11 protein-coding genes, 2 tRNA genes and 2 pseudogenes are annotated in these 22,755 nt (G+C 63.0%); 10 read left to right on the forward strand and 5 right to left on the reverse strand.

All coding sequences use genetic code 11. The features are described 5' to 3' along the window. The first annotated feature begins 22 nt into the window (after positions 1-22). The 4 genes from CCO03_RS03815 to CCO03_RS19460 are packed head-to-tail and all read left to right on the forward strand — an operon-like array spanning position 23 to position 12,903. Complete coding sequence (locus tag CCO03_RS03815; RefSeq protein WP_087277473.1) at positions 23-4,342, forward strand: hypothetical protein; 4,320 nt, start codon at positions 23-25, stop codon at positions 4,340-4,342. An 11-nt stretch (positions 4,343-4,353) separates the two neighbouring features. Next, the gene (locus CCO03_RS20580; RefSeq protein WP_087277476.1) at positions 4,354-8,178 is read left to right on the forward strand and encodes an Ig-like domain-containing protein; all 3,825 of its coding nucleotides are present in this window, start codon (positions 4,354-4,356) and stop codon (positions 8,176-8,178) included. A gap of 32 nt (positions 8,179-8,210) precedes the next feature. Next, on the forward strand, positions 8,211-12,467 hold the full coding sequence (locus CCO03_RS03825) for an RHS repeat-associated core domain-containing protein (protein WP_087277479.1): 4,257 nt from the start codon (positions 8,211-8,213) through the stop codon (positions 12,465-12,467). Further along, positions 12,406-12,903 carry a hypothetical protein gene (locus tag CCO03_RS19460; RefSeq protein ID WP_157667484.1) on the forward strand — a complete coding sequence of 166 codons (498 nt, stop codon included), beginning with the start codon at positions 12,406-12,408 and terminating at the stop codon, positions 12,901-12,903. Before CCO03_RS03825 ends, CCO03_RS19460 begins: the two co-directional genes overlap by 62 nt. Positions 12,904-13,249: 346 nt before the next feature. Here the strand turns inward: CCO03_RS19460 and CCO03_RS03830 are convergent. The 3 genes and pseudogenes from CCO03_RS03830 to CCO03_RS03835 form a co-directional block, all read right to left on the reverse strand. Beyond that, positions 13,250-13,671, reverse strand: a pseudogene (locus CCO03_RS03830) (transposase); the annotation flags it as partial. 321 nt (positions 13,672-13,992) lie between these two features. Then, a pseudogene (locus CCO03_RS20805) lies at positions 13,993-14,115 on the reverse strand (NYN domain-containing protein); the annotation flags it as partial. 4 nt (positions 14,116-14,119) lie between these two features. Next, positions 14,120-14,206 (reverse strand) — tRNA-Leu (locus tag CCO03_RS03835). 150 nt (positions 14,207-14,356) lie between these two features. Here CCO03_RS03835 and CCO03_RS19465 point away from each other — a divergent pair. Then, positions 14,357-14,424 (forward strand) — tRNA-Phe (locus tag CCO03_RS19465). 373 nt (positions 14,425-14,797) lie between these two features. Here the strand turns inward: CCO03_RS19465 and CCO03_RS03840 are convergent. Both CCO03_RS03840 and CCO03_RS03845 read right to left on the reverse strand, forming a co-directional pair. Continuing rightward, positions 14,798-15,586: an enoyl-CoA hydratase-related protein gene (locus tag CCO03_RS03840; RefSeq protein WP_087277481.1), complete on the reverse strand. Its 789-nt coding sequence runs from the start codon at positions 15,584-15,586 to the stop codon at positions 14,798-14,800. Positions 15,587-15,810: 224 nt separating this feature from the next. Next, the gene (locus tag CCO03_RS03845; protein ID WP_087277484.1) at positions 15,811-16,596 is read right to left on the reverse strand and encodes an IclR family transcriptional regulator domain-containing protein; all 786 of its coding nucleotides are present in this window, start codon (positions 16,594-16,596) and stop codon (positions 15,811-15,813) included. Positions 16,597-16,854: 258 nt separating this feature from the next. Here CCO03_RS03845 and CCO03_RS03850 point away from each other — a divergent pair, with 258 nt between their 5' ends. From CCO03_RS03850 to CCO03_RS03870, 5 genes are all read left to right on the forward strand, one after another. Further along, entirely contained in the window at positions 16,855-17,820 is a 966-nt protein-coding gene (locus CCO03_RS03850; RefSeq protein ID WP_087277487.1) for a Bug family tripartite tricarboxylate transporter substrate binding protein, read from the forward strand. A 96-nt stretch (positions 17,821-17,916) separates the two neighbouring features. After that, positions 17,917-18,837 carry an SDR family oxidoreductase gene (locus CCO03_RS03855; RefSeq protein ID WP_087277490.1) on the forward strand — a complete coding sequence of 307 codons (921 nt, stop codon included), beginning with the start codon at positions 17,917-17,919 and terminating at the stop codon, positions 18,835-18,837. Between the two features lie 134 nt (positions 18,838-18,971). Next, the gene (locus tag CCO03_RS03860; protein WP_087277493.1) at positions 18,972-19,922 is read left to right on the forward strand and encodes a MaoC/PaaZ C-terminal domain-containing protein; all 951 of its coding nucleotides are present in this window, start codon (positions 18,972-18,974) and stop codon (positions 19,920-19,922) included. Beyond that, positions 19,909-21,450 carry an acyl-CoA synthetase gene (locus tag CCO03_RS03865; protein WP_087277496.1) on the forward strand — a complete coding sequence of 514 codons (1,542 nt, stop codon included), beginning with the start codon at positions 19,909-19,911 and terminating at the stop codon, positions 21,448-21,450. Before CCO03_RS03860 ends, CCO03_RS03865 begins: the two co-directional genes overlap by 14 nt. Before the next feature lie 65 nt (positions 21,451-21,515). After that, complete coding sequence (locus tag CCO03_RS03870) at positions 21,516-22,667, forward strand: acyl-CoA dehydrogenase family protein (RefSeq protein WP_169717450.1); 1,152 nt, start codon at positions 21,516-21,518, stop codon at positions 22,665-22,667. Positions 22,668-22,755 lie beyond the last annotated feature (88 nt).

A 22,755-nucleotide genomic window follows, 5' to 3' on the forward strand; every position in this document is an offset into this window, starting at 1 on the left:
GCTGGCTGTTCTCGCTCTGTGCTTGCCCGTCCATGCAGCAACCCTGGTCACCGGCGTCATCGGCAGCAACACCACCTGGTCTGCAGCCCAGTCCCCCATCGTTTTGCAAGGTGACGTGGTGCTCGATGGCAATGCCATGCTGAGCGTGGCAGCTGGGGTCGAGATCCGGATGGCGGCGCAAGCGAGCTTCACGCTCAAGAAGGGAGCCGTGCAGTTCAGCGGCACCGCGGCCAATCCCATCGTGGTCAAGTCCGAAGCTGCCAGTCCGGCGCCAGGTGACTGGGGCCAGTGGCGCTTCACAGCGGGCACCGATGCAGCACGCACCATCTTGAACAACACGCAGTTCACGCATGGCAGCGGCTTGGTGATCGAAGGGGCATCGCCGGTGCTCAACAACGTGGCCATCAACCATCACAGTGGTCCAGCCATCAGCATCGACCTGACTGCATCGCCATTGGGCACTGGGCTCAGTGCCACGGGCAACACCTTGAACGCCATTGCAGTGCCCGCAGGCACCATCCGCACCCCAGTGATCTGGGGCTTGGTGGGCATACCTTACCTGGTGCAGCATGGCTTGGTGGAAGTGGGTTCTGCGCCCATTGCATTGGAGCCGGCACGCCTGAAGCTCAGCCCCGGTGTGGTCGCACTCGTGCGCCTGAGCTTGAACAGCGCAGCCCCCAGTGGCGGCTACGCCGTGGACATGACCAGCAGCGTGCCTTCGGTGGCCAGCGTGGCTTCACGCGCCACGGTGGCACAAGGCCAGCTTGGGGCCGATGTCGAAATCCAGGCCCAGATCATTGGCAAGACTTCCATCACGGCCAGCCATGCTCAATTGGGTATGGCCGTTGCCGAAGTGGAAGTGGTGAACCTGCCCGTCATGGAAATCGTGCCCGTGGCGCCGACCATCGGTGTCAATCGGCCCTACGCCATGAGCCTGATGCTGCCGCAAGCGGCGCCCGCAGAGGGCTTGGCTGTCACGCTCAGCAATTCCGACAACCTTGTGCTGCAAGCGCCCTCCAACTTGCGCATGCCCGCCGGTAAAACCAGCCTGGACTTTGAAGTCACAGGTTTGAGCGATGGCGTAGCACGCCTGAGTGCACAAGCCGATGGCTTTGCCTCCGCGCTCAGCACGGTCACCGTACGCGCCAAAGCCCTGGTCCTCCCCAGCAGTGTCATTGTCGCGCCTGGTGCCAAGACCCCGATCCAGATCGCCTTGACCGAACCCGCGCCGGCGGGTGGATTGACCATCAACCTTCAGATGTCATCCACTTCGGTTGCCACCGTGCCCGTCTCGGTCACCGTGCCCGCCGGGCAAAGCACCGTTCGTGCCGATGTTTCTGGCGTCGCCCTGGGCACTGCACAGCTCAGTGTGTCCGCCAGTGGTTACCAAAGCAGTCAGACCACGGTCCGCGTCGATGCCATCGCCATCTCGCTGGAGGCAGATGGCAACATGACCCTGAGCATCGAGCAGACGCTCACGCGGCGTGTGGTGTTGTCCAAACCGGCCCCAGCCGGCGGGGTGACCTTGCAGGTGAGCATGGCGGATGCAGGCATTGCCAAAGTCGCACCCAGTGAAGTGCAAATCCCGGAAGGGCAAATCTATGGCCTGTCGCCCATCACGGTCACGGGTGTGGCCACGGGCAAGACGGCGTTGACGGTGTCGGCCAATGGGCTGCTGAGCAAAACTGTGGAAGTCACCGTTCAGGCCAAAGCCCAGTTCAAGTTTGTGATTGCCTACGAGAGCAGCAGCTACACCAAGGTGAGTGTGGGCAAGGGCTTGGTCACCCAAACGAACGAGCTGTATGTGCAGCGCCTGATCAATGGCGTGGCCGCTGGCGGTGCGGAGGCGGTGGCGGTGAACCTGCGCTGCGTGGCCACCAGCGTGTGCTCGGTGCCCGCGACGGTGACCATCCCCGCCAACCAGAGTTATGCCTATGTGCCCGTGACGGGTGTGGATCTGGGCAGCACGCAAATTGAAGCCACTGCTGCGGGATTTGCCGCGGGCACCGTGGAGGCGGAAACGGTCACGCCTGTGGTGAGCTTCCCCAACTTGGACAACACCCGAACGCCCGCCAGTGTGCGAGACGACTTTCGCGTGCGTCTGCAAGCACCTGGTGCGCATTACCAGCAAGTGGCCGCAACGGCTTTGACCGTGAACCTCTCCTTGAGTGACCAGAACCCTGCTGGGGTGGTCACGGGCATCTACACGGCCAGCACAGGGGGCTCGTTGATCACGCAGGCGGTGATTGCGGCGAACGCCTACCAGAGCAGTGCTTTGTATGTGGCTCAACCCAGCCAGGCCGGTACTTACCAGGTGGCGGTGGACATTCCCAACATCGTCAGTACCAAATCGGCGGTGCAGACCGTGTCCTCGGCGGCGCAGGCATTCAAGTTTGTGATTGCCTACGAGAGCAGCAGCTACACCAAGGTGAGTGTGGGCAAGGGCTTGGTCACCCAAACGAACGAGCTGTATGTGCAGCGCCTGATCAATGGCGTGGCCGCTGGCGGTGCGGAGGCGGTGGCGGTGAACCTGCGCTGCGTGGCCACCAGCGTGTGCTCGGTGCCCGCGACGGTGACCATCCCCGCCAACCAGAGTTATGCCTATGTGCCCGTGACGGGTGTGGATCTGGGCAGCACGCAAATTGAAGCCACTGCTGCGGGATTTGCCGCGGGCACCGTGGAGGCGGAAACGGTCACGCCTGTGGTGAGCTTCCCCAACTTGGACAACACCCGAACGCCCGCCAGTGTGCGAGACGACTTTCGCGTGCGTCTGCAAGCACCTGGTGCGCATTACCAGCAAGTGGCCGCAACGGCTTTGACCGTGAACCTCTCCTTGAGTGACCAGAACCCTGCTGGGGTGGTCACGGGCATCTACACGGCCAGCACAGGGGGCTCGTTGATCACGCAGGCGGTGATTGCGGCGAACGCCTACCAGAGCAGTGCTTTGTATGTGGCTCAACCCAGCCAGGCCGGTACTTACCAGGTGGCGGTGGACATTCCCAACATCGTCAGTACCAAATCGGCGGTGCAGACCGTGTCCTCGGCGGCGCAGGCATTCAAGTTTGTGATTGCCTACGAGAGCAGCAGCTACACCAAGGTGAGTGTGGGCAAGGGCTTGGTCACCCAAACGAACGAGCTGTATGTGCAGCGCCTGATCAATGGCGTGGCCGCTGGCGGTGCGGAGGCGGTGGCGGTGAACCTGCGCTGCGTGGCCACCAGCGTGTGCTCGGTGCCCGCGACGGTGACCATCCCCGCCAACCAGAGTTATGCCTATGTGCCCGTGACGGGTGTGGATCTGGGCAGCACGCAAATTGAAGCCACTGCTGCGGGATTTGCCGCGGGCACCGTGGAGGCGGAAACGGTCACGCCTGTGGTGAGCTTCCCCAACTTGGACAACACCCGAACGCCCGCCAGTGTGCGAGACGACTTTCGCGTGCGTCTGCAAGCACCTGGTGCGCATTACCAGCAAGTGGCCGCAACGGCTTTGACCGTGAACCTCTCCTTGAGTGACCAGAACCCTGCTGGGGTGGTCACGGGCATCTACACGGCCAGCACAGGGGGCTCGTTGATCACGCAGGCGGTGATTGCGGCGAACGCCTACCAGAGCAGTGCTTTGTATGTGGCTCAACCCAGCCAGGCCGGTACTTACCAGGTGGCGGTGGACATTCCCAACATCGTCAGTACCAAATCGGCGGTGCAGACCGTGTCCTCGGCGGCGCAGGCATTCAAGTTTGTGATTGCCTACGAGAGCAGCAGCTACACCAAGGTGAGTGTGGGCAAGGGCTTGGTCACCCAAACGAACGAGCTGTATGTGCAGCGCCTGATCAATGGCGTGGCCGCTGGCGGTGCGGAGGCGGTGGCGGTGAACCTGCGCTGCGTGGCCACCAGCGTGTGCTCGGTGCCCGCGACGGTGACCATCCCCGCCAACCAGAGTTATGCCTATGTGCCCGTGACGGGCGTGGATCTGGGCAGCACGCAAATTGAAGCCACGGCGGCAGGATTTGCGGCCGGCACCGTCAACGTTGAAACCGTCACGCCCCAGTTGACCTTCTACAACACCCCGCCTGCATCGTTGGCTGTAGGAGGTAGCGTCTCGTTACGAGCGGGTGTGAGCGTTCCTGGGGGGCACTATGCCCCAGTGTCTGCCTCCGCCTTGTCAGTGACTGCCACCAGCTCTGTCCCTTCGGTGGCGACCATGACCTCACCGATCAGCTGGCCTGTCAATCAGTCTTATTCAGGCGTGGCCACGCTCACAGGTGTCGCCGTGGGCAGCACCCAGATCACGCTCAGTGCACCGGGCTTCACGCCGGTGACCAGCTCCGCCATCACCGTGAACCCCTGAAGGAGGCGGACATGCACACACCATCCAAATCCGGGTTCATGTCGCTGTCTCCGCTGCACACCCCTCAGCGCTCATGGCGCGCGCTCATGCGTCAAGGCCTGCTCAACCTCTTGCTCGTCTTGACCGGCTTGGGCTTGTTGGGGGCAGGTGTCGCCTGGGCAGACGGCAGCCTCAAGATCAACGATGGCGTCATCGTCAAGTTTGGCAGCGACGCCGGCATGCAAGTGCGCAGCAGCTTGAACACGGGTGCCCGGGTCAGTTTCACCAGCCAAAACGATGACGCCACGGGCGGACAAACCAACCCCACCGCAGCCACAGCGGCCGCAGGTGACTGGTGGGGCCTCTTCATCGCCCCTCAGACCAACCCGTCAGCCATCGCCATCAACGGCCTGAGCATGCGCTTTGGTGGGGGGCAAATGGATCTGCCCAGGCACCTGCAGGGTGGTGCAGTCCTCAACCTTGTAGGCGGTGCTTATCAATTCACTGGCTTGAGCCTCTCGCACAACGTGGCAGGCATCCGTGTGATCGGGGCTGGCAGCCCCAGCTTCAAAAACATGCAGCTCAACGACAACCGCGTTGGTCTGCTTGCCGAGCAAACCGCCACACCGCGCATCGAGGCTTCCGACATCTCCGATAACGCCGATTACGGTGTGCAAAACCTCAACCCCAACACGCCCGTGGTTGCTCAAGGCAACTGGTGGGGCCATGCCTCGGGCCCACGCGACACGGCCAATCCGGCCGGGCAGGGCAATCGCGTGAGTGCAGGGGTGGATTACGGCAGCTTCTTGACCAGCCTGCCCGTGTTCAACCAGGGTCCTGCGATCGATGTCAACTTTGCCGGTCAACCCTTGGTCGCCAACGCCACCCTCACCGAGGCAGGACAGTTGAGCGTCACGGCCCAAAGTGCGGCCAAGGTGGCTCGCCTGCAAATGAGCGTCGATGGTGTCTCCATCTTCGACCAGGCTTACAGCAACCAAACCCAGGTCACGGCCACACAGTTCATCGACTTCGCCCAATTGACCAATGGCAGCCACCGCTTAGTGATTCTGGCAACTGACGCCGCAGGGGTGGCCACCACGGTGGATTTGCCCTTCACCTTGGCGCTCAGTGCACCCAAGCCCCCCGTGCTCACCACGCCAGCCAACAACAGCACGGTGGCAAGCACCCAAATCAATGTAGGCGGCACAGCGGAGCCCGGCGCCAAAATACAAATCTTTGTTGATGGCACAGCCGCCGGCGCACCCGTCACTGCCAGTGCATCCGGCAGCTTCGGCACCGGCGTTACCTTGCCCGCTTCAGAAGGTAACCACCGCATCAACGCGACAGCCAGCACCGTGCGTGGCACCAGCGGTGACTCCAACCCGCTGATCGTGAACCTCAAGCTCAGCGTGCCCACCGTGGTCTTCGTCAGCCCGGCGGCCAATGCCAGCCTGAGCACCAACCCCGTGGTGGAAGTCAGCGTGCTCGACGCCGCAGGCGTGGCCAAGGTCGAGCTGTATGCAGGCAGCCAACCCATCGCCACCCGCACCGAAGCACCCTGGAGTGGCACTTGGGACATCGGTGGGGTGGCTGACGGCAGCTACATCTTGAAGGCTGTAGCCACCAACAGGGCGGGCAAATCGGCCGAAGTCACTCGCAGCGTGCAGGTGCAAAAGACCATCATCCCCACGGTGCCCGAGGCCCCGTATGTGGCGCGCGCTGTCACCATCAACCCAGGCCTGTCCTGGGGCAACACGCCCGTCCAGATCAACGGCGAAATCGTCACCAACGATGCCGCTGCGCAGCTTGTGCCCAATGCCAGCATGCGCCTGATCCTCAAAGTCCAAGGCTTTGAGCGCAAGATCAGCCTCGTGGGCGATGCGCAAGGCAAGTTCGCCTACACCTTCTCACCCAGTGCAACGGACGCGGGCACTTACGAAGTGCACATCGTCCATCCCTCGGACACAGCCTATGCCCAGCGCGCTGCGGTGGGTAGCTTCACCATCAACCGCCTCACAGCTGAGTACAGCCAGTACAAGCTCAACGCCATCCGCACTGTGGCAAGCCCAGCGGTTGTCAACGTGCGCGCCAGTGCCGGCACAGGGGCCACAGGTGTGCACTGGAAGGCCTTGCCCGCAGATCAACCCTCCGGCAGCTTGCCGCCTGGCATCACCTTGGACTTGGGTGCACCGGTGGACATCACCGCCGGAACGGCCGTGCCCACCACCATCAAACTCACTGGCAGTGCCAGTGCGGGCCTGACAGGCACCATCATCTTGAAGCTCTTCGCCAACGAAAGTGGCAGTGAGCCGCGCGCTGAACTGCGCCTGGACTACCAGCTCTATGACGCCCGCCCTGGCCTGGTGCCTGAACCCACAGCGCTTGAGTTGGGGGTGCAACAAGGCCAGCAAGTCAGCGGCAAGATCACCCTGACCAACAAAGGCTACACCGCTGCGCTCAACACCAAGGCCCAGCTCCTGGCCCGCGGGGGTGGCGCAGCCCCCGCCTGGGTGCGCCTGGCCAGCAGCAGCGACATCGGTGACATCGACATCGGTGGCACCACGGCTGTGCAGATCAACGCCAGTCCGGATGCCAGCGTGGCCGACGGCTACGTCCAGCTTGAGTTGCGCATCAGTGCAGACAACGACCCCGGGGGGATCGTCCCCGTCACCATCGCTGTGTCGCAAGCCGGGCAGGGTGGACTTCGCCTCAAGCTGGTGGACATCTACACCAACACCCTCGATGCGCAAGGCCAACCCATTGAAGGCTTGGCGGGTGCGCGCATCACCTTGCAAAACGAAGCGCTCACGGGTGACATCCGCACCGCCACCAGCGATGCCAGCGGTGTGGCCGAGTTCACCAACATCCCGCCGGGCAACTACCGCTGGCGTGCCAGCGCCGCCAACCACATGGACGCATCGGGTCGCATCACCGTGTATGCAGGCCTCACCGCAAGCGACCGTGTCTTCATGGACTATCAGCTCGTCAGCATCGAGTTTAGCGTGACCGAGACCACCATCCAGGACGTCTATGACATCGTGCTCGAAGCCACCTTCCAGACCCAGGTGCCTGCGCCTGTGGTCTTGATGGAGCCCATGAGCATCAACTTGCCCTCCATGCAAGCAGGGGAGGAGTTCACGGGCGAGCTCACCTTGTCCAACTACGGTCTCGTGCGGGCAGACAACCTCAAGTTCGCCTTGCCCACCAGCGATGCCAATTTCCGGTACGAGTTCTTTGGTGAATTCCCCAAACAGCTCGCCGCCAAGTCGCGGGTCGTCATCCCCTATCGCATCACGGCGCTGCAGGCTGTCAAGAACGGCGTACAGCTCAACCTCGAGCCGGCGCGCCAACTCGAAAAGTTGCTTGGCACAAGCTATCAGCCCAGTCCACAAATTCAGAACGCCGTGCGCCAGTTTCTGCAGCGGGGGGCAGTTGAAGGCATGAGCCAAGACGGCGCCAGTGCTGTGGTGTTGCAAGCCGCTGCGAAGGCTGCCAGCTGCTCAAGCTACCACACGCAAAGCTGCGTGGCTTATGAATACGACTGCGCTGCTGGCGATACCCGGGGCGGCAGTGCGTGCTCAAGCTTCAGCCGCGTGACAGGAGCAACCTGCGGGACCAGTGGGCCAGGTTCCATCTCAACGCCCCAGTGCCCTTGGGGCTCATGCGGTAACGGTGGGGGATGGGGTGGTAGCGGTGGAGGAAGCGGGGCCCCTGTCGCCCTGGTGCCCTACTGCATCCCTGATTGCCCGGACTGCAGCGCCGGCACTGGCCCTGGCGGAGGAGGCGGAGGAGGCGGAGGAGGCGGAGGAGGCGGAGGAGGCGGCGGCTCTGGCCCCAGCTTTGGCTCCAGCTCCTAACGTGATCGGAACATAGATTGAGGAAGAAAAAGATGAGTGTTCACAACAAAAAAGATCTGTTCAGTCTGCTCATGGGCGCCATGCTGGCGTGCGGCCTGCTCAGCCAAGAAGCATTGGCGCAAAGCGCCACGCGTCAGATCAGCCTGCCCAACCAGGACTACACCGAGAGCACGCAAGACCTGGTGGTCAAAGTCATGGGGGGCTACGTCAACATCAACCGCACCTGGACCTACGGCAAGTGGTACCTCAACGACGCCTGGGCCGATTTGGTACTGGTACCCGACCCCATGGGCGGTGTCTTGGCCGTGGGCCGTGCCGACCGCGTCTACAGCAAAGCCAGCGGCGTGGGCGGCTCCGTCTACACCTTTGACGAAAACAACTTCATCAAAGCCACCGGCGCTGGCTGGCAGTGGTACGACCGCGCGGGTAACACCATCGACTACAACGCCAGCGGCAAGATGCTCGGCTACGCCGACCGCAACGGCGTCAAAGTCACCATGGTGCGCGATGCCAATGGGCGGCTGGTGGGCATCAAGGATCACTTTGACCGCCAAGTGATCACCATCGAGAACGACGCTGCGGGCTTCCCCAAAAAGGTCAGCGACTACAGTGGTCGCAGTGTGCAGTACGAGTGGCAAAGCCAGGTCGACGTGCGCGGTGGTGGCCTCAAAGGCCTGCTCACCAAAGTGACCGACGTGCGCGGCAACCCCTGGACCTACACCTACACCAACGGCTACATCGAAACCCGCACCGACCCCGAAGGCGGTCAAATCAAGCTCACCTACATGAGCTTCCCCAACGATAACGCTGGCATGACCGGTACCTTGGCCACTGCGGGCTCATCCCGCGGCAGTGAAGGCTCCAGCAAAGACACGGGAGTGAGCGCAGGCTCAGGCGCAATTCCTAGCGTCGGCACCACCAAAGTCACTCAGCCCAAAACTGCACGCGTGGCCAGCTTCAAAGACGAAGTTGGCAGCACCACCAACTATCGCATTGACTACAACCGCGTCAAGCGTGAGTACATGGTCAGCATGCAGCTACCGGGCGGGGCTAACCAAGTCATCCGCTACGACAGTGGTGGGCGAATCCTGCAGAACACGTTGGGTGAGCTGGACCTCACCATCGACAAGATCGACGCCAACACCGAGCGATCTAAAGACGCCCGGGGCCTGATCACCACCACCGTTTACAACGCAGCGCGCCTGCCGCTCAAAGTCATCTACCCGGACGGGGCCAGTGAGACCACCACCTACGATCCCATCTTCAACCAGAAGACCAGCTTCACCAACGCACTGGGCGTGCTCAGCACCTGGGCCTACGACGGCAAAGGCAACATCACCGAATGGGTCGAGGCCAAAGGCCTGCCCGAGCAAAGAACCACGCTCTACACCTATGACCAATGGGGCAACCTGCTCAGCAAAACCCGTGGGGCGGGCGATGGCAAGCAGGCCGATGCCATTACCGAGGCCTTCGAATACGACAACGCAGGCAACCTCACCAAAGTCACAAATGGCTTGGGGCACAGCACCCGCGCTACTTACAACGCCCGAGGTCTGCCGCTCACCCTCACCAACCCCCTGGGGCACGTCACCACCCGCACCTACGATGCCCAGGGTAACCTGCTCAGCAGTGCCAATGCGCTGAACCAAACCATCACCAGCGCCTACGACGGCATGGGGCGCAGAACACGCGCCACCAGCGCTGCCGGTCGCATTCAAACCACCACCTACGACAAAGCTGGGCGCGTCACCGAAACCCTGGCCCCTGGCCAAAGCGCAGGGCAGGGCACTCGTATTCAGTACGACGCCGCTGGCCGTCCCACCCAAACCACCAGTCCCGGCGGCCTCAAAAGCACCAGCGAATACGACACCCAAGGACGCTTGGTCAAAACCACCGACCCAGCAGGCAACGCCAGCACTTACGAATACGGTGCCAAAGGCACCGCCTTGGCGGGCCTGTTCACCGCCGTCAACTACCCGACCTACAAGGAAACGAATGGTTACGACCAGCGTGGGCGCCAAACCGTCATCAACCGCCAGCTTGGTGCCACCACCCTGACCCAACACCAAGCTTTTGATGCCGCAGGCCAGCGCATCAGCAGCAGCGACCCTGCTGGCAAAACCACCCTCAGCCAATACGACGGCCTGGGCCGTCTGACCCAAACCACCGACCCTGTTGGTGGCCAAACTCAACAAAGCTGGGACGCCCAAGACAAGCTCAGCGCCCTCACCGACGCCAAAGGCAACCGCCACGCCTTCGCCTATGACAAAGCTGGGCTCCTCACCCAAGAAACCCGCCCCCTAGGCGGTGCCATTCGCTATAGCCACGACGCCGCAGGCCAACTCATCCTCAGAACCGATGCTGGGGGCAACACCCGTGCCTACAGCTACAACGCGGCTGGGCGCATGACCGCAGAGGTGCACAAGCTGAACGGCACCACAGACCAAAGCATCACCTACACCCATGATGCCGATGGCCAACTCACCGCCTACGAGCAAAAGGATGGAGCAGGTCAACTCATCAGCGCAGCCACCTACACCCAAGACGCCCAAGGCCGCACAGCGGCCAGCAGCATCCAATACGGCAAGACCGATGGCAGCGGCACCCTCGGCTTCCAAATCGGCCAAAGCTTCAATCCAGACGGCCAACTGCTAAGCCACACCTACCCAGGCGGCAGCACTCAGAGCTACAGCTACAACAAGGGCCAACTCAGCCAAGTCACCCTGCCCAACGGCAGCGCCATGACCTATGGCAACTACCAATGGATGGTTCCCGGCCAGATCAGCACCCCTGGGGCCACCAAAACCATCAGCTACGACGTGCTGCAACGCCCCACCAGCATCCACGTCAAGAACCAGGCTGGCCAAACTCTGGCCTCTCGGCTCTACCAGTACGATCAAGCTGGCAACATCACCCAAATCGATACCGACCTGGGCAAGACCAGCTATGGCTATGACCAGCTCGACCGTCTCACCGAGGCCAGCCCAGATACTGCCTTGCAAGCCATGAACCTGCCCCAGGAAAGCTACAACTACGACGCCGTGGGCAACCGCATCGCAAGCAGCCACCAAGCGGGCACCTGGGTCTACAACGCAGACAACCAACTCACCCAGTACCCCAAGACCACGCCCTTTAGCACTTTGACAGCCCTAGATACTCGGGTCGCCTACACCGCCCAAGGCCACACCCATAAAGAAACCAACAGCCAGACAACCCAAACCTACGGCTACAACGCAGCCGAGCGCCTGACCCAATACACCAACACCCCCCAAGGCCAGGCCACACCCAGCGTGCAAGCCGCCTACCGTTATGACCCCTTTGGCAGACGCATTGCCAAGCGCGTCACCGAAGGCAGCACAACCACAAACACCTACTTTATCTATAGCGAACAAGGCCTGATGGCCGAGGCCAATGAGCAAGGGCAGATGACCAGCGCCTATGGCTTCAACCCCAAAGCAGCCCAACAAGGCCTGTGGAGCACAGACCCCATTTGGCAAGCCAAAGTGCAGGGCGGCAGCTTGACGGATGCACAAACCCAGTTTCATCATTTGCACACCGATCACCTGGGCACGCCCATGCTGTCCACCGACAAAGACGGCAAGACCAGCTGGAAGGCGGTGTCAGAGGCGTTTGGGGCGGCAGGTGTGTTGCAAAACCAGAGTGCCATTACGATGAACCTGAGGTTCCCGGGCCAGTACTGGGATGAGGAGTCGCAGAGCCATTACAACTTCTTCAGGGATTACAGGCCGGGTGTGGGGCGGTACATCCAATCTGATCCGATTGGTTTGAGTGATGGGGTGAATATTTACAATTACGCTCACCTGAATCCAATTTTTTATTTTGATATGAATGGTCTTCAGGCGGGTGGCTGGGGGCCGACTGGTGGCCCCCCAACAGGACGAGTAAATACTATATATTGCGTCAATGAAATTCTTGAGTTGTATATTGTTCCTGTAAGTCGAGGAGGAGAATGTCCAGCGATTGAGACCTGTTTGCGTGTTCATGAAGATACTCATCGAAAAGATGCCATCCGCTTCGATTCAAAAATATGTAAAGGACTTAATAATGTCGCCATAGGTTACTATGGTGAAAATGGGAAAAGTGTCAAGACATCGAGCTTCATTAAAGATGCTGAAATTAGAGCACTGGAGAATCAAATTTTCTGTTTGGAGTCATTTAGATCTAGTCTGATGTGTCGCGAGGAATGGTGTTTGGGTTGGATTAATTTTGAAATTATTTCCAGAAGCAATCAATTGGTTATGGTTCTTTCTGGATCGTATTGGGATTAAAATGAATATAAAAATAATGATCACCGCATTGTTACTCCTCTCGCCTGGAATTTCGTTTTCAGAGGAGTGTCCGATAGATGTGGTTGTTGTTCAAAAGAGCTTTTTGATTGAGTTCAAAATGGCAAATAATCAAGATATAAGTTATGAAATTCAATATGATAAACTCCCGTGGGTTGCCACGGTGGGTGGTGTTGAATTTGAGTTGTTCCATGGGGAGAGAAAAATTATAATCCCAAAACCCACTGGTATGAATTCGGAAAAAATTCGAATCGGTCCGAGATCATCGATATCTTCTGATGTGGACATTAAATTTTTGAGATTTTTTTATAGAGGATTAAATCCAAAGGAAATATCTCTTCGATGGCGTTATGATATTCCGGGCGGAGGCATGACTGAGTCTTGTCGGCGAAGGGGGGGGGACTTGGCAGTTCCTTGAATATTGGAAACTGCCGGCATTGCTCGACAGCCTCGCCTAAGGAACCTCTGCATAAAACGACTTCTGACGTGGCAGCCCACCGGCTATCCAACCGGCCATCCGCCGCTGGCACCAAAAATCAACGGCTTACATGAGAAGGGCCATCCGCGACACTGATGCTGAATCGCTCGTAACAGATCGTCCTTGATTTATGCAGAGGTTCCCTAAGAAAGGTCTGCACAAAGCGCTTTGAAGCGCGGTAGATGCATGTGAAGTTGCTGGTTGAGCAATTGCCGCAGCGATACAGCCAGCCTCGATCTGCCAGAGATCGCGCAACGAGGCCGTTCTGGCGCTGTTGCGCACGCACTCATCCCGCCGCAGTGATCAGTTTGCGACGCACCAGCCACAGGTTCGCCAGCGCGAACAACGTGTGCAGCTGCGCCGTGTTCTTGGCCAAGCCCCGGTAGCGCACCTTCACATGGCCAAACTGGCGCTTGAGCACCCGAAACGGATGCTCCACCTTCGCCCGGATGCTGGCCTTGATCTTCTCGATCTGATGACTGAGCTGGTCCACCTCGTCAGCCAGGTTCAGCGCCCGGCGTTTGCCCGGATGCATGGCAATGTGCCAGCGCACCGTGCTCTTGGCAAGGCGTTGGCCTCGATCACGTCGTTGACGTTGCCTGTCGTGCCCCGCACCGTGTGCACCAGGCCCGACTCAGCGTCCACGCCGATGTGCGCCTTCATGCCGAAGTACCACTGCTGGCCCTTCTTGCTCTGGTGCATCGCGGGGGAGCCATCTTCCTAGAAATCAATGTCTCGGAGAAACCGAGCAGGTCAGGTTGAGCTCAGCGCAGCATTGGGCCGCCCAGTGGGTGACTTGTGGACCTGGCGCAATGGGTATGCCTTGTGCACCGCGGAGGGACTTGGCCTCATCGCTGATCAGGCAAGTACTGGCGCATGGACTACTGCCATGCAGGCAAGCGCAAATGTACCGTCAATATTGCGAGCTGATATGAGCCTATTTGAACCCGGCTGAACCTTTCTTGTGTCGCAAGCTATTGATTTTCAAATATTTTTGAGCTTATCTGAGCCTGATTGGATCACCAATCTGGTGCCCAGGCGGAACGTGTCGGCGCGCTCCTCGAACGAGGCCTCCAGCGCCAGCGCGATGTCAGAGGTGTTCTTGCCTGCGGCGTATTGGTACTGCGTGAAGGCCGACCGGACCAAGGCTTCGGGGTGGTGCCCGGGACGGGAATCGAACCCGTACAGCTGGAAAGCTGGCAAATTTTAAGTCTGCTGCGTCTACCAATTCCGCCACCCGGGCACAGGGCAAGTGTATCGCGCGGCGTGTGTAATTCGTGCGTAACCCGCAACGCAAAGGACTACAATTAAAAGCGATCCAGTCACAAGTGATAGCAAAAAACACATTAAAAACAACGCGTTGTGTTGCGTCTGAGTGTGCTGCGTTGCGCGGGTGGTTGACTTAAAATCCGTCGCTTCCTGAAAAGGTGCATGCCGGTTCGATTCCGGCCCGAGGCACCAATGCTGCATTCTGTGCTGCGCATTTCGTAGCAAAACCTCGCCAGGTTGCTCCACAGTAGTTCGCCCCACTTCGAAACAGGGTTCAACCGTCGAGCAGCCCGCAAAAAGCCACCGCCAAGGTGGCTTTTTTGTCGGCTGGCTGGCCTATGGCAAGGCCGGTGTTGGAACGACTGGGCAGTCCGATCGCTGCGTCTTGGCTGAATGCCAATGAAAGCGCATGGGGCTGCAATGCTTCACTCAGGCGATCCTTGTCAGGGTTTGGCGGCCTTCGCGTCTCTGGATGCGCCGATTCGTCCTGGTCGCGGGCGACCCGCGTGAGCTGGTTGGCTACGGTGCGTGAGGCATAGAGCTGGCCCCGCCAAGGTGACAGCCGTCAACGCCCTTTGAACACCGCAGGGCGCTTGTCCAGAAAGGCCTGCCGGGCTTCGGTCGCGTCGTCGGTGGCCCGGGCGGCGCGCTGGAACTCCTGCTCCAGCAGCAGCTGATCGCGCAAGCTGTTGTCCAGACCCTGCCGCATCAGGCGTTTGGTCAGCGACAGGGCCTGGGTGGCGCGGCTGGCCAAACGCTGTGCCAGGGCACGCGCTTCGGTCATCAGTTCGGCATCGGGCACGCACTTCAAGATCAGGCCCCATTCCGCCGCCTCTCGGGCCGACAGGCGATCGCCGAGCATGGCCAGGGCGTTGGCGCGCGATCGGCTCAGGCTGCGCGGCAGCACCCAGCTCGCGCCCATGTCCGGGACCAGCCCGATGTTGGAAAACGATTGCTGAAAGTAGGCGGACTCGGCCGCCAGCACCATGTCGCCCGCCAGCGCCAGGCTGGAGCCCCCGCCTGCAGCCGGACCGTTCACGGCGGTGATCAGGGGCAGGGGAAACTCGCTGACCATCTGCAGCGTGGGGTTGAAGTGGTCGCGCATGCCGCCGTCGATGTCGCCCGTGGTGGCGCGCGAGGCACTGAGGTCGGCTCCGGCGCAGAAGCCGCGTCCGGCGCCGGTCAACACCACCGCACGCGTGCGTCCGTTGTCCAGCGCGTGGCGCAAACCCGCTTGCAGATCCGCCATCAGGCCGATGTTCAGGGCGTTCAGCCGTTCGGGCCGGTGAAGCGTGATGAGGGCCACGCCGTCGTCTTGCTCGTAGCGGATGTGGTCGAAGCTGGGGTGGTCCATGTGGGTGTGTCCTGTGGATGAATGGCGTTGAGGGGTATATGCCATGTTTCGATTGAATGCCAATCGGTATGGCTGCATACTGCTTCACTGCTTCACTGCTTCACTGCTTCACTGCTTCACTGCTTCACTGCTTCACTGCTTCACTGCTTCACTGCTTCACTGCTTCACTGCTTCCGGGTGAACGGTGGTCACGCCGAGCCTGATGCCGACGCCACCCGGGCGATTCACACCGCGGGCGCCAGAAAACTGGGTGCCAGGCCGGACAGCTGCTGCGCTGCCGCGCTCAAGGCGGGCAGCACCTCTTTTTCGGCTCGCGCCTGGTCGAACTCGGCCACCAGCAGGTTGGCGCTCAGCGCGGCGACCACGTGCCGGTGTTCATCGTGGATGGGCACGGACAGGCCGCAGACCTGCAGGTCGAACTCGCCCGCGACCCAGGCGTGGCCCGTGCGCTGCACCGCCTCCAGCTGCTGCGTCAGGGCCGCGCGGTCGGTCAGCGTCAGCGGGGTGAGGGCGCGCAGGTCGGCCTGCGCAAAGTAGGCGTCGCGGAACGCCGGGCTCTGGTGGGCCAGCAGCACGCGACCCGGCGAGGTGGCGTGGATGGGCAGGTGGCTGCCCATGCCCAGCCGAGGCGACATCACCTTGGCCGACGGGATGCGCAGCACGTACACGACCTCGTGGCCCTGCAGCACCGCCAGCGCGCAGGACTCGCGCAACTGCAGGCAGACGGTTTCCAGCACGCGCTGGGCGTGCCCCCAGAACGGCAGCGAGGTCAGGTAGGTCATGCCCAGGCTCAGCACCTTGGGCGTGAGCCGCAGCCCCTTGTCCGGCGTGATGGCGGCGTAGCCGAGTTCGCACAGCGTCAAGGCGATGCGGCGCACCACGGTGCGCGGCAGGCCCGTGGCCACGGCCACCGAGGCCACGGTGTGGGGCCCGCTGTGGCCCATGGCCTCGATGACGCGCAAGCCGCGCGCAAATGAGCGAACGAAGCCGTCGCTTTCCGGTGTGGCCATCTGCTTCCAATCTGATGAGGTATCTGCCGATTTGCGTCTGCCATGTGGCCTATTCAGCACCATACCGCTGGAAATCGGTGCCGCTGAAGGGCCACATGCCCCCCAAGGCGGGGGATGGCGTCGCGCGTCATGGCCGCAAGTTTAGCGTTGACATGGGCCATTTTTCGGGCTCAAATAACCGCTAGGCGTATTTATATGTCCGCTAAGCGGACGATACAAGCCCAAAAAAGCGACCCTCGAGGTCGATCAGGAGACGACATGTTGAAAACTTTGGGGATGGCCGCGGCCGCGCTGTGGCTGTCGACGGCCAGCTGGGCCCAGCCGGTGTTTCAGGCCACCAAGCCGCTGCACATCGTGGCGCCCAGTTCGCCCGGCGGCATCCTCGACCAGACCAGTCGCCTGGTCGCCAAATCGCTGTCGCAGGTGGTCAAGCAGCCCGTCATCGTCGACAACCACCCCGGCGCCGGTGGCACTCTGGGCATTCAGGCCATGCTGCGCGCCGAGCCCGACGGCCACACCCTGGTGATGGGCAGCCTGGGGCCCAACGCGGCCAACTACACGCTGCAGGCCAGCCTGCCCTACAAGCCGGACGACCTCGCCGGCGTCATCCACGTGCTGGCCATGCCCAACGTGGTGGTGGTCAACCCCAAACTGCCGGTCAAGAACGTGGCCGAGCTGAAGGCCTACGCGGCCAGCAACCCCAAGGGCGTGTCCATGGCCGTGTCGACCAGTGGCTCGTCGGGCCACCTGGCCGGCGCCATGCTGAACCAGCGCGCGGGCATCGCCGCCGTCGAGGTGGTCTACAAAGGCGCCGCGCCGGCGCTGCAGGACTTGATGGCGGGCCAGGTGGACTACATGGTGGACAACCTCATCACGGCGCTGCCGTTGATCCGCTCGGGCAAGCTGCGCGCCATCGCCGTGACGCCGCGCGAGCGCAGCCCCGAGCTGCCCGACACCCCCACGCTGATGGAGCTGGGCTACCCCGATTTCGACGTCTCGGTCTGGCTCGGCCTGTTCGTGTCGGCCAAGACGCCGCCGGCCACGGTGCAGGCCCTCAACGCCGCACTGAACCAGGCTTTCAAAGACCCCGATGTGCAGAAAACCGTGGCCACGCAGGGCGGCAAGGTGATCGGCGGCTCCACCCAGACCTTCGATGCCTTCGTGCGCGCCGAGCGGGCACGCTGGGCCCAGATCATCAAGGCCGGCAACATCCAGGTGCAGTGACGCCAGAGTATTCCATCAAGGGGTATCAGCCGGTTTGCGATTCACAACAAACGGCATGGCATGGATACCCATTCAGGCATTGATCAGGAGACGAGCATGAGCACAGACCAACCCATGGCGGGCAAGGTCGTCGTTGTCACGGGCGCCGGCAACGGCATTGGCCGCGCCACTGCGCTGCTGCTGGGCAGCCAGGGGGCCCAGGTGGTGGTCAACGACCTGGGCGCCAGCGGCAGCGGCGAGGGCGCCAACGCCGGCCCCGCGCAGCAGGTGGCGGGTGAGATCCGCGCCGCCGGCGGCACGGCTGTGGCCAACACCGACAGCGTGGCCACGCCCGAGGGCGCGAACGCCATCATCCAGACGGCCATCACCCAGTTCGGCCGCCTCGACGGCGTGGTGAACAACGCCGGCATCCTGCGCGACCGCATCTTCCACAAGATGAACCGCGAGGAATGGCAGGCCGTGATCGACGTGCACCTGAGCGGCAGCTACTTCGTCAGCCGCGCGGCCGCGCCATATTTCAAGGACCAGGAGCGCGGCGCCTACGTGCACATGACCTCCACCTCGGGCCTGATCGGCAACTTCGGCCAAGCCAACTACGCGGCGGCCAAGCTCGGCATCGCGGCGCTGTCCAAGTCCATCGCGCTGGACATGGCGCGCTTTCAGGTGCGCTCGAACTGCATCGCGCCGTTTGCCTGGAGCCGCCTGATCGGCACGCTGCCCAGCGAGACCGAGGCTGAGAAGCAGCGCCTGGCGCGCATGCAGTCCATGAAGCCCGAGCAGGTGGCCGCGGTGGCGGCGTTCCTGCTGAGCGACGCCGCCAGCGACGTGAGCGGCCAGATCCTGGCGGTGCGCGGCAACGAGATCCTGGTGATGAGCCAGCCGCGCCCCGTGGCCTCCATCCACAGCGCCACGGGCTGGGACAGCGAGTCGCTGGCCGAGCGCGCCATGCCCGCGCTCAAACGTGCCTTCACGCCGCTGGAGCGCTCGCCCGAAGTCTTCAACTGGGACCCCGTTTAACCCTGACGCGACTCCCTGCGGGCCCCGCCCAAGCTGTACCCCGCGCCCGCTCGGCCTGGCGAACACGCGCCCAGGCACAAGGGGCACACCCTTGACCGGGCACCGGGGGCGCTCATTGCTGAAAGACACCACGCATGGCCATCGACTACCGCCACCTGACCAACTGGGTCATCCCCGACCAGCGCGACCGCTACGACGAGAACGACTGCATGCGCTACGCGCTGAGCTTGGGGCTAGGCGCCGATCCGCTGGACGAGGCCGACCTGCGCTACGTGTGCGAGGACGCGCCGGGCGGCCTGCGCGTCATGCCCACGCTGCTGGCCTGCGTGGGCGCGCCGGGCGCCTGGGCCACGGACCCCGGCACGGGCATCAACTGGATGCAGATCCTGCACGGCGAGCACCGCATGCGCTTTTACGCGCCGCTGGCGCCGCAGGCCGAGGTGTTGAGCCAGACGCGTGTGAGCCGCGTGGTGGACAAGGGCGCCGGCAAGGGCGCGCTGGTCGTCACCGAGCGCCGCAGCAGCGACGCCGCCACGGGCCAGCTGCTGGCCACGGTGGAGCACGTCTCGTTCTGCCGCGCCGATGGCGGCTTTGCCACGCCCGAGCAACCGGGCGACGCCGCCCCTGAGGCCTTGCCCGCCATGCCCGATCGCGCCCCCCAGGCCGAGCTGGCCCTGCCCACGCTGCCCAGCGCCGCGCTGCTCTACCGCCTGAATGGCGACCGCAACCCCATCCACGCGCTGCCCAGCGCAGCCCGGCTCGCGGGCTTCGATCGGCCCATCCTGCATGGCTTGTGCACCTTTGGCATGGCCGCGCGCGCCCTGGTGCGCATGGCCTGCGACGGCGACGGCCGGCGCCTGGCGGGCATCGCGGCGCGCTTCTCGGCGCCCGTGCTGCCGGGCGACACCCTGCTGGTGCGCCTGTGGCGCGGCGCGGACGGCCAAGGGAACGACACCCGCGTGCAGTTCGCCGTCTGGGCCCAGGAGCGCGGCCGCATGGTGCTGAGCCACGGCACGGCCGACATCCGGCCCGCGCTGGCCACCGACGACACGCCTATGGAGGGGATGGCCCATGTCGGCGCTTGACCACTGGGCGCGCGAGCGTCCCGACGACATCGCCTACACCCTGGTGCCCTCGGGCCGCGCGGTGAGCTGGCGCGAGCTGGACACGCGGTCGCGCCAGCTGGCCGCGGCCATGGTCGATGCCGGTCTGCAGGTGGGCGATGGCATCGCGGTGATGCTGGAGAACCACCTGCGCTACTTCGAGATCCTGTGGGCCGCGCACCGCATCGGCCTGTACTACACCCCCATCAGCCGCCACCTGAAGACCGCCGAGATGGGCCACATCGTGCGCGACTGCGGCGCCAAGTGGCTGTTCTGTTCAGCCACCACGGCCGGCGAGCTGGACGCCGACGTGCTGCGCAGCCTGCCGGTTCGGCGCGTGATGCTCGATGGGTATGCGGAGGGGTTCGATGAATACGAATCGGTGATCGCCCCATACCCCGATGGGGTGACGCTGCCCGAGCGGCCCGAGGGCATGGACTTCTGTTACTCGTCGGGCACCACCGGCCTGCCCAAGGGCATCAAAAAGCCGCTGGCCGACGCGGGCCAGCACTTCGCCCGCAAGAGCGACCCGCGCACGCACTGGAAGGACTTCGACGCCAGCTCCGTCTACCTCTCGACCGCGCCCTTCTACCACACGGCCCCCGTGCGCTGGAACATGGCCGTGATGCGCGCCGGCGGCCACTGCGTGATGATGGAAAAGTTCGACGCCGAGCTGGCCCTGCAGGCGATCGACCAGTTCCAGGTCACGCACGGGCAATTCGTGCCAACCATGTTCATCCGCATGCTGCGCCTGCCCGACGAGGTGAAGGCCTCGTACGACCTGTCCAGCCTGCGCTACGCCGTGCATGCCGCGGCGCCGTGCCCGGCCACGGTCAAGCGCGCGATGATCGACTGGTGGGGTCCCATCCTCTACGAGTTCTACAGCGGCACCGAGCTGGTGGGCCGCACCTCGCTCGATTCGCACGAATGGCTGGCGCACCCGGGCTCGGTGGGCCGCGCCGAGGTCGGTGTGATCCACATCGTGGGCGAGGACGGGCGCGAGCTGCCGCCCGGCGAGAACGGCGTCATCTACTTCTCCGGCGGCCCGAGCTTCAACTACCACAACGACCCCGAGAAGACCCGCGCGGCCTACAACGACCAGGGCTGGGCCACCTACGGCGACATCGGCCACGTGGATGCGGAGGGGTATCTGTACTTGACCGACCGCCTGGCCAACACCATCGTCTCGGGCGGCGTGAACATCTACCCGCAAGAGACCGAGGACGTGCTGCAGGCGCACCCAGTCGTGCTCGACGTGGCCGTGATCGGCGTGCCCGATGCCGAGTTCGGCGAGGCCGTGAAGGCCGTGGTGCAGCTGCAGGCGCCGCACCAGCCGTCGCCCGAACTGGCCGATGAGCTGATCGCCTGGTGCCGCGCGCGCATCTCGCCGTTGAAGTGCCCGCGCAGCGTGGATTTCGTGGAGGCGTTGCCGCGCGCCGAATCGGGCAAGCTGCTCAAGCGCCTGGTGAAGGCCCAGTACTGGGAGGGCGGCGTGGGCATCGCGCACTGAATCGCAATGACCATGCAGTATTCGCCTGAACTGATGATGAATTGAACGGACATCCACCCATACCCATGACTTCTGTATCCGATACGCCACGCCCCATGTTCAGCGCCGAGCACGAGCTGTATCGCGCGAGCGTGGCGCGCTTCATCGAAGGCCGCATCACGCCCCACCACGCCGAATGGGAGCGCGAAGGCCGGGTGCCGCGCCAGCTCTGGCGCGACGCGGGCGCGGCCGGGCTGCTGTGCCCCAGCATCGCCGACGCCTACGGCGGCGGCGGGGGTGACTACCTCTACAGTGCCATCGTGGTGGAAGAGATCGCGCGCGCCCTGGCCACGGGCGTGACGGGTTTCACCACGCACTCCGAGAACGTGGCTCCGTACCTGCTCGAATTCGGCTCCGAGGCGCAAAAGCGCGAATTCCTGCCCCAGATGGCCAGCGGCGAATGCGTGGGCGCGCTGGCCATGACCGAGCCCGGTGCGGGCAGCGACCTGAAAGCCATCCGCACCACGGCCAAGGCCGTCGAGGGCGGCTTCGAGATCACGGGCCAGAAAACCTTCATCACCAACGGCGCGCATGCCGACCGCGTGATCGTCTTCGCCAAGACCAACCCCGAGGCGGGTGCGCGCGGCATCAGCCTGTTCTGGGTCGACACGACCACGCCCGGCTTCGCCGTGGGTCGCGTGCTCGACAAGATCGGCCAGCTTGCGCAGGACACGGCCGAGCTGTTCTTCGACCAGGTGTTCGTGCCGCACGACGCGCTGATCGGCGAGCTGAACGCGGGCTTTGGCTACGCCATGAGCGGGCTGATCCGCGAGCGCCTGCTGATCGCGCTGCGCTGCACGGTGGCACTCGAGGTGGCACTGGACTGGACCGTCGATTACGTGAAGCAGCGCCAGGCCTTCGGCCACGCGCTGATCGACAACCAGTACATCCGCTTTCGCCTGGCCGACATCAAGACGCACGCAGCCGCCACGCGCGCCTTCGTCGACAGCTGCCTGGCGCAGTACCTGCAGGGCACGCTCACGGCCGACGGCGCGGCCATGGCCAAGCTGTGGGCCAGCGAGGCCACGCGCGCCATCGACGACCTGATGCAGTTCTTCGGCGGCAACGGCTACATGCGCGAATACCCCATCGCCCGCGCCTATGCCGACGTGCGCCCGAACCGCATCTATGGCGGCTCGTCGGAAATCATGCGCGAGGTGATCGCGCGGAGTTTGTGACGATTGGAAGGGTATGTGCCACCCATCGATCGTGTGAAAACGAGGTCAGCACCATACCCATGACATGTTTTGAAGAAGAGATGTGCAC

The organism is Comamonas serinivorans (genome assembly GCF_002158865.1).
In the GTDB taxonomy this organism is placed as follows: Bacteria; Pseudomonadota; Gammaproteobacteria; order Burkholderiales; family Burkholderiaceae_C; genus Comamonas_E; species Comamonas_E serinivorans.